Source organism: Capnocytophaga sp. oral taxon 380 str. F0488 (genome assembly GCF_000318255.2).
Classification (GTDB): Bacteria; Bacteroidota; Bacteroidia; order Flavobacteriales; family Flavobacteriaceae; genus Capnocytophaga; species Capnocytophaga ochracea.
The window spans coordinates 1-13,930 of sequence record NZ_KB291171.1; the positions used below are offsets into that span (position 1 = coordinate 1).

General features: G+C 36.9%; 6 protein-coding genes and 1 pseudogene. 6 read left to right on the forward strand and 1 reads right to left on the reverse strand.

From position 1 onward, the window contains the following. The first annotated feature begins 281 nt into the window (after positions 1–281). The 6 genes and pseudogenes from HMPREF9078_RS00440 to HMPREF9078_RS12305 form a co-directional block, all read left to right on the forward strand. Entirely contained in the window at positions 282–728 is a 447-nt protein-coding gene (locus HMPREF9078_RS00440; protein ID WP_002675602.1) for a T9SS type A sorting domain-containing protein, read from the forward strand. 52 nt (positions 729–780) lie between these two features. After that, positions 781–7,203 (forward strand): RHS repeat-associated core domain-containing protein, encoded by a 6,423-nt coding sequence (locus HMPREF9078_RS00445; protein WP_009418745.1) that lies wholly within the window; start codon positions 781–783, stop codon positions 7,201–7,203. 437 nt (positions 7,204–7,640) lie between these two features. Next, positions 7,641–8,039, forward strand: a complete 399-nt coding sequence (locus HMPREF9078_RS12045) for a hypothetical protein (RefSeq protein WP_009418747.1) — start codon at positions 7,641–7,643, stop codon at positions 8,037–8,039. Between the two features lie 77 nt (positions 8,040–8,116). Next, entirely contained in the window at positions 8,117–10,864 is a 2,748-nt protein-coding gene (locus tag HMPREF9078_RS11400) for an RHS repeat domain-containing protein (RefSeq protein ID WP_009418748.1), read from the forward strand. 23 nt (positions 10,865–10,887) lie between these two features. Further along, complete coding sequence (locus HMPREF9078_RS00470; protein WP_034542393.1) at positions 10,888–11,418, forward strand: DUF2247 family protein; 531 nt, start codon at positions 10,888–10,890, stop codon at positions 11,416–11,418. Beyond that, positions 11,412–11,631, forward strand: a pseudogene (locus HMPREF9078_RS12305) (RHS repeat-associated core domain-containing protein); the annotation flags it as partial. The gene HMPREF9078_RS00470 and the pseudogene HMPREF9078_RS12305, both read left to right, overlap by 7 nt. A 44-nt stretch (positions 11,632–11,675) precedes the next feature. Here HMPREF9078_RS12305 and HMPREF9078_RS00475 read toward each other — a convergent pair. After that, positions 11,676–13,565, reverse strand: a complete 1,890-nt coding sequence (locus tag HMPREF9078_RS00475; RefSeq protein ID WP_232305270.1) for an SIR2 family protein — start codon at positions 13,563–13,565, stop codon at positions 11,676–11,678. Positions 13,566–13,930: the final 365 nt, after the last annotated feature.

The window sequence follows — 13,930 nt, forward strand, 5'->3', positions numbered from 1 at the left end:
TGTGGAAATGTGGAAATGAGGAAATGTGGAAATGGGAAAATGTGGAAATGAGGAAATGAGGAAATTAGAAAATGTAGAAATGGGAGTGTGGGTTTGCTTGGGGAGCTAGGAGAGGCTTGGGGGGATGCTAAGAATCTTTGGAAGGTGAGATAGCTAAAAAAGGATTAATATATTAGGGAAACGTTACTATTAAAATGCAAAGTGAAAAAAACGTAAAAAAACTTGCATTATTCAAAAAAAGTTCTGACTTTTGCGGTCATATAACCAAAACCTGTTGGACAATGCTAAAGTATCTTATCTTCTTTTTAGGTACCCTTAGTATCTATGCTCAAAAAGAGTACTGTTTTCAGTACGACAGCGCGGGTAACCAGCGCAGTGCGCTTTTGTGCCTCAACGGCAAAGACGACGCTACCGATGAGGAGCTCTTTGACGAACTGCCTGAGGCTTTGAAATCTTCAGAGGCTGATAATTCTTCTAAAATTACTCTGCAAGGAGCCCCTAATCCTGTAACTGATAACTTGGCGGTGTATTGGCATCACAGTGAAAATGGAGTGCTGACGCAACTTGTTGTGTTTTCGGTAGACGGCAAGATGATGTATAGGACGGATCAAATTCCTGCGAATGAGCCTTTTCACATTAATGTATCGACTTGGTCGGTGGGGTATTACTTTTTGGTAGCTACGTTTTCTGACGGCAGTAGAAAGGTGTTTAAGGTGGTGAAACAATAATATTAATGATTAATGGTTAATGGTTAATATTAAGTTATAAACGATTAGGCATATGAAAAAGTTGTTATTATTACTATCTGTTTGTTATACTCTTGGCAGTGTAGCTCAAGAGAGTTATCCTTTGCAGGCTATTGAACGCACCTCATTTTACGCAGAGCCTGTTGACCCTCCTACTGAAACGGCACTTCCTTCGGGGAACATAGCAGCACGAGATGGCGGGGGTAATACTGTGGGCTTGACTACGGGTGAACTGAGTGTATCAGGCACAGGAGCTGCAGTGTATACCGTGCCTATTGCGGTGCCTCAAGGGATTAAGGGCGTTGCTCCTACCTTGGCACTGACCTACAACAGCCAGAGTGGTAACGGCATTGCAGGTTACGGTTGGCACTTAGCGGGGCTTTCGGTGATAAGCAGAGTAGGAAGCACGATGTATCACAATGGTAAAATTACCGAAGTAAACCTTACAGAAACAGACCAGTTTGCTTTGGACGGACAGCGGTTGATGCTGAAAGAAGGAGTATATGGTAAAGCAGGGGCTACTTACCAAACAGAAGTTTTTTCTGATTTAAAAATAAAACAACTCTCAGAGGGTGCTACTATGGGATTTGAAGTATTGTACCCTGATGGCTCTAAAGCGTATTACGGTCAAACAGAGGACAGTAGGTCTCCTGTAGCGTATGCTATAACTTACTGGGAGAATGCGCAAGGGCTACGTATATCTTATACTTATGAGCGCAGAGGGAATATGCCTTTCATAAAAACCATTATCTATGGCAAACAGGGCAATATTACAGGGGATAAGAAAATAGAATTTTACTATGGTAGACCCCGTAGGCGAGCAGAAGTTTGTTATGTGGGAGGTGTCCGATTTGAAGATACCTCACTCTTGGATAAAATTATAGTAACTTCAGGAGCAAAAGAATATAGGAAATATACCCTTGATTATTTAGTGGAAGAAAAGCCAGAAGAAACTTTATTTTATGACCGATTGCTCACAGTACAAGAATGGCTGGATAACGAGAAGAAAGCACCTATCACTTTTTCATATTTACAAACAAAAGCAGGGTTTAAAGAGGTAAAAAACAGTTATAAAATAGGAACTTTAGGCAATATAACCTCCCAAAACTCTGTTACTGTTCCTTTAGATTACAATGGTGACCGATTGACAGACTTCATATTGTATTTTACTAGAGGAGAAGGGGCTCACAAAACTATATTTATATTTGATGATTATAGAAAGGGTGGCGGTGAAAATAAGATAGTTCCTCCATTAACCTTAGAAGAATTTTCAGAGATATTTCCTGCACGTGTACTTATTGGTCAAAACAATAATATTTTTACAGGAGAGCAAGGTTTCGTTTCGGTTCACAGGACAGATGACAAAATAAGGTTTAAAACTTATGTGAGTAACATTATGACTTTTGGGCAAAAAGAAGATGAGAAAGAATGGGAATTACCATTTTATTATGAGAAAGGATTGGATTGGTGTTACAAAAAGAGGAAAGAAGAAAAAGCAGCAGAGTTAGGAATGCCACGGTGGGTATGGTATTACACCACAGAAGGAGAAAAAAAACATCCCCCTATGAAACTTGTTTCAGGAGATTTTAATGGTGATGGGCTTACCGATGTACTTGCTATTGAAGAAAAATATATTATCCAAGAATGTATGCCTGAAGGTACTGGATATATATATCCTTATCCTGAAGCTCCTTATGACCCTAATCGTTATGAACTATGTGTTTGCCAAAGTAGTCAGGCAGGCGGACGAGATACCTATTGGATAGATTTAGATACTCGAAAAAAGAGTAACTCAAAACAAACAGGAAGCCTCTATAAGCAATATGGGAGAGAAGATTTGCTTTATGGTTTAGATATTACAGGCAATGGAAAGACGAATCTTATACACGTAACCAATGGAGAAATGTACGTTTATGAGTTTGACGAACATAACGATTTAAAACTGCTTTGGCGATATAACCACCCATATATTAGAGCTGAATGGGGACAACCTATAGCAGGAGATTATAATGGCGATGGTAAAATAGATTTTTTATTGCCTGTTGCTAATGAAAGTAACCAATTCGTATTACTTTCTAACACAGGGAAAGGTTTTGAACAATCTCCTGAGCAAACCTATCCTTTTACTTATATAGTTTCCAATAAAAAGCCCAAACGCAGAGATACTAATACTTCTTTCTGGCATTGGATAGACCCTAGGACTGTTGAATATGAAGTAGAATATCACCACAATCTGATTCCTATTGATATTAATAACGATGGCAAAACGGATATTATAGAAACTTATTCAAATAGAGTTTCTACTGATAGATTTCCAGATGAAAAAGAAGAGAGTTACCTCAAACTGTATGAAAACATACAAGCAAGTACACTTTCATTTCGCAAGGGAGATACTTATACTACTCCTTATACAGGTCTACCACCTCATTATATCTTTTCGCCTTCTGACGAGCAGAATGTTTTTATGGACATTTCAGTATTCGGAGGGAATACTATTACGGCATTACGCTCAGAGAAAGATAACAGAAAAGATATGACTTTATCATCTGTAAGGCAAGGAGATATTGACTATACAATTAAGTACACTCCCTTATCCGAAAATTTTGCATATGATTCTCCTCAACAAGGGAAAGGACACTATATGCGAGGATATGGCGAAAGATTCCCTTATACTGATATAGCAAATGCACCTTCCACTTATTTGGTAAATACTTTAGAGCGCAATGGTGGCGGTCTTCCTTCGGTAGCACAGCAATACAGATTTGCGGGAGCTGTAAGTCATTTAGAAGGCTTAGGGTTCTTAGGCTTTAAATCGGTAGGTAAAACCAATTGGTATACAAAAGACAATGAGTATAACGAAATACTTTACACCTATAGCCGAATGAATCCTCATTTGAGAGGGACTATCACAGAGAATTATTTTTCTGAAAGAGAGATATTTAATTATGAGAACCCTACAGAATATATAGAGAAAGCCTCTTACTTTTATGAAGACCTCACTAATCCCAACAAGATTTTCCGCATACAACTCACCGAAAAAAACACTGATAACAAACTCAGTGGCGTAACCTCCTCCCAAAAAATATCGTACAATGCAGACGGACTACCTACACGAGTGGAAACTATGGCAGGGACCTCTAAAAGTACTGCAGAAACGACCTATGCCTCCAAAAGTGAATCGCCTTACTTAGTAGGAAGGGTAGCTTCGCAGAAGACTTCTAACACTATAGATGGTGATACTTTTACTACTGAAGAACAGTATACTTATCAAGGAAATTTAGTTACTACCCATAAAGTAAAAGGACATCAGACAGGCTTTAAAACAGAGCAGTTTACTTATGACGAAGTAGGTAATATCACCCAAAAAGAGGTAACCACCGAAAGTGGCAAGACACGTCGAGAGCAAATGGAGTATGACGCCTCAAAACGCTTCTTGAAAAAGCACACCGATTTTGAGGGACAAGAGAGTACTTACCTATACGACGATTACAACGGTACCTTATTACAAGAGACCAATCACTTCGGACAAACCACTCGTTATGCTTATGACGCTTGGGGACGAGCAACCAAAGCTACCGACTTTCTCGGCAAAAGTGTTTACACTACTTATAGTACTGATGCTTCAGGATATACAATAGCTACACGTGCTGATGACGGTAGCGAAAGTGAAGAAAAATACAGTTGGTTAGGACTCTTGCAATATAGCAAAGCTAAAAATGCTTTTGGGCAAAATGTAATGGTAAGTTACCAATACGATGCCCAAGGAAGAAAAATAAGAGAGAGCTTGCCTCACTTTGAAGACAAGGCTGAAAATTGGATTGTTACCACTTATGACCGCTATGGCAGAGTGACCCAAACACAACACCCAACAGGGAAAACTACCCAGATAAGTTATGACAAGCTAACTACTACTGTAAACGATGGTAGTAAAACAGTGATTACTACCCAAAACGCAACAGGGCAAACGGTAAAACAAGAAGACCCCGGAGGTACTATTACCTATAGCTATTTTGGTAATGGCAACTTAAAGGTGACACAATATGAAGGCTCTGTACAACGCATCACCCAAGACGGTTGGGGACGCAAAACGAGCCTTACTGACCCTTCGGCGGGACGTTATACTTATGAGTATGACGATTGGAGCAGGCTTACCAAAGAAACCACCCCCAAAGGTAGTACTACTTACGTTTACGAGGGAGAAAGCGACCGCGTAAAGGAAAAACAGATCACAGGTGAGTATACCGATATGCGCCTTGCTTATACCTACAATAACGACAAACTGCTCACTCAACTCAGTTTGCAAAACAAGGATGGTAATAACGAACTCTACACTTACAATTACAACCCTAATAGACAACTGAGTGAACTTACTGAAAAGAAATTAGGTAGCAACCTCACTTTTATTCAAAAATACGCTTATGACGATTTTGGACGTACCACTCGTGAAACCTATACAGCCGATGGATATGGTAAACACATCACTACTCAATTGTTATATGAATACCAAAATGGAGAAGCAACTACTCTGAAAAAAGCTTCAGGAGAAGTATTGTGGCAATTGCAAGAAGTGAATGAGTATGGAGCTCCTATACGCCAGACAAAAGGGAAAACTACCGAAACCTACCAATACGATTTTCATTACCCCGTAAGTCAGCTCATAAGCAATGAACAAACTACCTTAGAAACAAAGGTCTACCAATTTGACAAAGCTAAAAGTTTACTGAACGAACGTACCTATAGTTTTAACGGTGCTAAGGAGACTTTTGGCTATGATGCGCAACAACGGCTTACCTCGTGGAAAGGTGCAGGAGCAGAAGGTGCACAAACGTATGACTTGAGAGGACGTATTGAACAGAACAACCAATTAGGTCGTTATGAATACGCAGGTAGTAACTACCGCCAACAAAAGCTTATTACTAATGAAGCAGGAGAGACGTATTTAGAAAAATACCCACTACCTGTTATAAGATATAACGCTTTTAAAGCTCCGGAGCAGATATACGTAAAGGACAAAGAGCGGATAAGCTTTGAATACGATGCTTTTGAGAGTAGAGCCACGATGTACTACGGAGGTACAGACCCTGAAAAGCAAAAACGCCGTTATGTTAAACACTACAACTACGACGGCACTTTTGAGATAAAACACGACCGCACTACGGGGCAAACACAATTTTATATTTACTTAGGCGGTGATGCGTATAGTGCCCCAGCAGTCCTCTCAGTTACTGATGACAGTGAAAAATACCTATATTTACACCGCGATTATTTGGGTAGTATCACCCTTATCACCAATAACACAGGTAATGCAATAGAGAGACGACACTTTGATGCTTGGGGCAATATCACGAACTATTGGAATGCCGAAGGGGCAAATACTATACCAGCGGAGGGCATATTGTTAGACAGAGGCTATACAGGACACGAACATTTATTGAGTGTAGGACTTATCCATATGAATGCTCGTTTGTACGACCCAGTGCTACACCGTTTCTTACAACCCGATAACTACGTACAAGATCCTTTTAATACTCAAAACTTTAATAGATATGGCTATGTACTTAACAATCCATTGTTATACACAGACCCTACGGGAGAGTATGGAGAAGAAGGGCTAACACCTAACCAACAAAGAGGTTTAGCAGGACTTATAGCAAGTATTGGTTATACAGTAAAGGAAAACTGGGGAGATATAAAAGATTGGGTAGGTCGTAATGCAAGAAGTACAGGCAAATGGTTTGAAAAACAAGGAAAAAGTGTAGGAGAATGGTTCTCAAAGCAATATAATTCTGTAAAAGGCTGGTTTGAAGGAGATGGCTCACCGAGAGTTGTTGATGTGAAGCCTATAGCTATAAATGTACAATTTACCTCATATACTTCCTTTTCAAGAGGATTTTCAATACAGAATCCAGGAAATCGAATTGCGCCTTATCGGGAGGGGAAAGAACCTTATCGGGAGCAAAAAACATCTTATCGGGAGCGGAAAGCACCTGGATGGGAAATTTATGCAGGAACACTGACAACTATTGGTAATGAATTATATTATAGTGAAAGATATGGTACTTGGATGGGTAAAAACTTTAAGATATATAAGCAAAATTGGGGAGGAAATGGAATTACAGGAGGTAAAAATAAATTTGCTAAAGCAACAGCAAATAGAATTGCTTGGGCAGGTAATGCCTTAGGAGCATGGAATGCTTACTCTATATATATACAAAGACAAAAAGGTAATAATCAATGGCTTCTCGAAGAAGCATCTAATGCTTATTCAACACTTGGAGGAATACCTGGTGTTGCTTGGGGAATAGGCTGGGAACTTGGTAGGTTTATGACTGGTATGGAATGGTATCAAGAATTTGCATATCGCTACTGGTATAACCGTTGGGAGAAACGATATGGAAAACCTTCTGAATCCAATGAATATTTTTGGAATTATTTTTATGAAAATTACGGCAAATGATGGACGTGTTTTATTATTATATTTATCTTTTTTATGTGAAGGTTATGTCTGATAGTCAACCTCATTCAAGAACTGTTTGGGCATTAGGTTTTCTTTTTTCTTTGATAATCAATTGTCCGCTTGATATGGGGTTGGCATATTTTTTCAGTTATACTTTAAGTATTTTTCAATTGATAAGTATAACAGCACTTCTAATGCTTTTGTTCTACTTTAAGTATTACAAAAGTGGTAGAGGAAAACAAATTGTTAAAAAAGAGAAACCTAAGTTTTTTGGTAGCAATACAGCTTCCATAATACTAACTATTTTATTCTTTTTGATAAGTATGTCATTCTTATTTCTTGGTCCGGATATAGTAAGGGAAATATTAGAGATGAATAAAGCTACTACCTTACCTATGTAAGTTATAAAACTTTAGTATTTATGAAAATTATGGCAAATGATGGACGTGTTTTATTATTATATTTATCTTTTTTATGCAAAGGTTATGCCTGATGATTATCCACATTCAAACACTGTTTGGGCATTAGGTTTTATTTTCTCTTTAATAATCAATGGACTGATTGATATACCATTAGCATATTTTTTTAATTGTTATCTAAGTACAATTCAAAAAGTAATCATAATAATAATTGTGATGACTTTGTTTTACTTGAAATATGATAGAAGTGGTAAAGGAATAAGAATAGTAAAAAAGGAAAAACCTAAGTTTTTTGGTAGTAATACAGCTTCTATAATACTTACTATTCTATTTTTTTTGATAGGTATGTTTTTTTTATTTTTTAAAGCAGATATAGTAAGAAAAATGTTAGAAAAAGGTGGAGTTGTAGCTAATTAGATGGAAGTACTTTTAAAACTATTACCGAAAACGAAGAAGGCGCTTACAATGCAGAGAGTTATAACACTTTAGGCTGGTTGTTAGAAAAAGAAAGTAACGATGCTTTTAACAACCACTATGCGGTTAGCTACGAGTACGACGGTATAGGGCAACAAGTAGCTGTAAGCACACCTCACCTTGCAGGAGGTACTTCTCAAAAGGCGAAGAGGACAGAATACGATGTGTATGGGCGACCTACCACTATCACTAATCCCGAAGGTAAAGTAACCCGCTTTACCTACGACAAGCTCAAAACCACTGCTGATGACGGTCAGCAACAAATCATTAGCACTCGCGATGCGCAAGGTAACATCGTAGAACACCAAGATACAGGGGGTACCGTGCGCTATACCTACTTTGCTAATGGCAACCTAAAAACAGCCGACTATGGAGGAGCCATACAAAAGATAACCCAAGACGGCTGGGGTCGCAAAACAAGCCTCACCGACCCCTCAGCAGGGCGCTACACCTATAAATACGATGCTTGGGGCAACCTCACAGAAGAAATTACCCCTAAAGGAAAAACTACCTTCAACTATGCGCAAGGCACTGACCGTCTTACCGAAAAACATATCACAGGCGATTATACCGATATGCGCATACGCTACACCTATAACGCCGACAAATTGCTCACCCAAATAGACAACCAAAACAAAGACGGCAATAACGACAGTTACCGCTATGAGTATAACGGACTCAAACAATTGGTTCAAACTACCGAGACTAACCCTCAAGCGGTATTTACTAAAAACTATACTTATGATGCCTTTGGACGTGTACAACAAGAAACCACTACCGCCCAGACGGCAGGCAAACGTGTGAGCAGTGCCGTGCAATACCGTTATGAGAATGGGGAACTCATAGAAATGAAAACAGCCAGCGGAGCGACCCTTTGGAAACTGAGCGCAAGTAATGAGTACGGACAGCCATTGAGCCTCCACAAAGGAAAGACCCAAGAGAATTTGCAGTACAACAGTCATTTTCCTAAAATACAAACTGTACAACGGGAAGATACTCCGCTGAACGTATTGCAATACGATTTTAATACGCAAAAAGGACTGCTGAATCATCGCACTTATAGTTTTTATAACCAAAAAGAAGAATTTGCGTATGATACCACCGACCGCCTCACCCGCTGGGGCAATGCCACCCACCAATACGACGAACGCGGTCGCATTACCGAAAACAGTGCTATAGGTACCTATGAATACACACGTAATGGCTACCAACAACAAAAGCTCACCACCAACGAAGCAGGCGAGACGTATTTAGAAAAACACCCTTTGCCCACTGTAAGGTATAACGCTTTTAAAGCCCCAGAGCAGATATATGTAAAGGATAAAGAACGGATAAGCTATGAATACAACGCCTTTGGCGAGCGTTCACACTGTTATTACGGCAATGCTGAAGTAGAAAAAGCTAAACGCCCACTGCTAAAACACTACAGCTACGACGGTAGTGTAGAGATAGTATGTAATAAAACTGATAACAGCACCAAATTTGTGTTTTACTTAGGAGGTGATGCGTATAGTGCTCCCGCGATACTCATTTCGGACGGTGAGACACAAAAGCTCTACTACTTACATAGAGATTACTTAGGCTCTATAGTAATGCTCACTGATGAAGAGGGTAACATTGCAGAAAGACGCCATTTTGACCCTTGGGGACAAGTACTAAAAGTAGAAGATGGCGCAGGCAATACCTTAGACAAACTTACCCTATTAGATAGAGGTTTTACAGCACACGAGCACCTGCAAACGGTAGGCTTTATACATATGAATGGGCGGTTATACGACTCTGCTTTACATCGCTTTTTACAACCTGACAACTATGTACAAGATCTTTTTAACACTCAGAATTTTAATAGGTATGGGTACTGCTTGAATAACCCGCTGGTGTATGTAGATGAGAATGGGGAGTTTATTATAACAGCTCTCATAGTAGGGGCTATAATAGGTGCTTATATAGGAGGTTCTCAAGCCAATGGTACCTATAATCCTTTTAAATGGGACTTTAAGAATGTAGATACTTGGATAGGAATGGTAGGAGGAGCTGTAGAAGGAGGCGTCTCGGGAGGCCTAGCGACTTATGCAGGAGGGTTAGTTGCAGCAGGATTAGCCACCTATGGAATTACGGGAGGAGTTATAGGAGGAGCAGTAGTAGGAGCCACAAGTGGACTTGTGGGAGGTTTTATAAGCGGAGGCTTTATGTCTCAACTACCCGGAGGGAATGGTAAGTTTTGGAGTAGTGCAGGATGGGGAGCTTTGTCTGGTTTTGTAGGAGGAGCTGTAATAGGAGGAGCTACAGGAGCTCTTACCACCCCTAAAGGACATAATATTTGGACAGGACGAGAAATACAACCTGTTCAAACCTTAGAAGGAGCTCCTATTAAAATAAACCTTGAAGCTAATGATTTAGATGGTTTAAGTTTACAAGATGCCAAACTTCAAATAAAACAAGCTATTCCTGATAATGGAGGTCCTATACGGTATAAAGCAGACTATTTTAAGGTTGATGGACTTGATGCAACGCATAATTGGAATAGAGAAACTATTGAAATTGTTGCAGATTATGGAAAAATATTTACAAATTCTGTAGGAAAAGATGGTAGCAAGCAAATATTAATACAAATGTTAGGACAAAAATATGGTGTAGATGGTGTTTATGAAATAATAATTAGAGATGGTGTTATTACTCATCAACGTTTTATAGAAAATGGTGTGATAAATGGTATATATAATCAAAAAGGTAGAGGCGTTGGCCCTCCTCCTACTTGGTGGAAATAAAAATAATTAATAAAGAATTTACTATGATTTTATTTGACAAAGGTTTTATGTTAAACGACTGGAGAGCTGTATATGTAGGATTAAAAAAACATTGGTTTACTCCTGACGAAGTACTATCTTATTGTGAATATGGCTATATACTATGTAGTGAGGAAATGTTTACTGAGATGTATATGTCATCTGAGCTCTCAGATGAAAATCTTTTAAACATAACAAGGAAGATATACCCTAACCCTATTTGGGAAAAAATTGATGACGATCTTTATGAAAGACGTCAAATAGGAGGTGAAAATTACTATCTTTTTTGGGCAGTGGAAAAATTATCTGAAGTAGTAGCTTTAGATAAAGATAAAAGATATAAGTTAGACGAAGTAGGATTTTTATATGCAAATTTCAATTATCCTGACGATTGGTATCATCTTATATATTATAACCCTCCTAAAAAAGGAGAAAAAACAGGAATAGATGTTTTGTATGAAGATATATTGAAATATATAGATGACTCTACAAAGCAATTAATAGAGAGTAAGACTATAAAGCTGAAAAAGGTATAATAGCTGAAAGACGAAACTTTGATGCTATGGGGCAATATCACGAACTATTGGAATGCCGAAGGGGCAAATACTATACCAGCGGAGGGCATATTGTTAGACAGAGGCTATACAGGACACGAACATTTATTGAGTGTAGGACTTATCCATATGAATGCTCGTTTGTACGACCCAGTGCTACACCGTTTCTTACAACCCGATAACTACGTACAAGACCTAATTCAGCCCTATATTCTTAGGCTAATATTCTCCCTGTTTTTTTACGTATGCTGTTTTAAATTATTAAATGTTATTAAAGCTCTTTTAGAGCGACTTTCAATAATAGGAGATTTTGTTCTATCACTTATTATTTCCTCATAATTTGAAATAAAAGCGTCTGATATTTGTGTTGTTATTTCTCCTATCTTAAAAGTTTGATTGTGAATAACTATATCCCCTAAGTTTTGAGTAAAATTCAAATCGAAATTATTTTTGTATGCTGTGTAATCAAAACTTTTTGGTTTTAGAAGAATCTGAGGACTTCTTTTTTTAATAGGCTTATTTTTAAATTTTGCAATAACTATCTCCAAGAGATTATGATTCTTAGGAGTAACATCATTGATATTAATATTAGAAAAGCGAAAATTACCTAACTTTTCAATTTCCTTTAGTTTTTTAAAATAAGTTAAATAGAACTCATTCTTTGGGGATAAAAAGCTTGCCTCTTTCCCAAATCTTCCCTCAAAAGCTCTTTTCCCATCTACATAAATTGAAAAAAGCTGTCTCATTGTGAGATGCTTAATTAATTCAAAGAAAAGTATTTGCTTGGAAATATTACTAATTTCTTTTGATATTGTATAAGAAAATATAGTTTCTATTTCTCTATTTGTTGATGGATAAAAAACAATTTCTAATTTATTTCCATAGAACTGAGCTATTACTTTTGCTTTTCTTCCAATTATATCTAAAGGAATAACTTTTAAATTTATATCATTAATTTCCTTTCCATTTTCAAAGACGACATCTATTTTTTTGTCGAAACAAGGTAATAAGGTAAATTTTATACTTTTGATGTCATCAATATCCCTATAACTAATGCCATTTATATCAAGATTGAAACCTTTTAACATTTCTTTATCAATGGTCATTTCTTCAGAAATATCTCCTATACTTATTAAATTATTTACTTTATTATTGATTTCATCAAAAGATTTACTGACAGAAAATGTCATTTCTATTTTTGTATCTTTTCCTTCTATTCCTGTAAGATTTTTCACAATATTTTTCCCTATTGATGAATCTACTTCTATTTCCGACTTCAAATCAAAATTACCTATGAACTCTGAATAGACATCAGAAGAGATATATTTATTCTCAAAGTTCTTTGTGATATTCTTTCTTAGATATTCTATGAGCTCTTCAAAGAACTTTTCTCCTGTAAGAGAAATTGGATGTATATTTGCTTTCTCTAAATTAACTGACTTGATAGGAGAAATATAAGGAGCTACAAAATAGCATTCTTTACCATTCTTTCCTGTTTTATTCTTTATTTTATTAAAAATAACTTCAACATTGGAATCTTCTAAATTGTATCCAATAAATAGGATACTCTTGGTTGCAACTATTCCTTTGATAATATTCCAAATAGTATTTTGTTCTGTATCATTTTCAAAAAATCTATTATAATCAGATTTTGTTATAATTATAGAATCAGGATCTGATAAATCACCGTGTATTTTGAAAAGATTTACCTTTTTATCATCTATATACGGAGTATGGCTGTCAGAGAAAATTAGATTTAGTTTATTACCATATGCGTTTTCAAATAACCTATCATAGTTAGTTGTTATTATATTCCTGAAATGAGGTATTTTAGAAATAATTTTGTGAGTTTCTGTCGATGAAAAATCTTTTGCAAAAGTACTTGTTAGTACCTTGATAATATAATTTCTATTTCCTTTAAGTTTACAAATCTCATCTGTTAAATGAGATAGGTCTGAATTTTTTCTAACTTCTTCTTTCTCTAAAGGAGTTAAGCCTTCGTATAGAATCTCTCTAAGTCGTGCTCCTGATGGTAAACCAGCATACAAAGACAAGCCTGCCCCTGCCCAAAGAACTACCTCACCCTTACTTATAGATTGAAATAGACTTTCTTTATATATGTTTTTCATAGATTCCATAACGATAATTTCTTGTTTTTTTTATCAGAGGTGATTCAAAAAGTATGATAAAAAATGGACAATTACAACAAAATTTGTAATTTTGGTAATAGAATTACATTGTCCTAATTGTCAAGGTGCAAAGATAGTAAAAAGGGGTAAAAAAATTAATAGGGAATAAAATTATCTTTGAAAAAAATGAAAAATACTGTTGCCAATTAATTGGAAAACTATAAAGACTACCGTTTCTAAAGGTAATAAAACGAAAATACAAATAATAGAAAAAGGTTCTTTTTTGTTTGAAGTATCTTATGTTTAGCTTATAAGAAGCTTATAGGATAAACGAACGATGAGTGGCTCTACAGTGGCTCTACAGT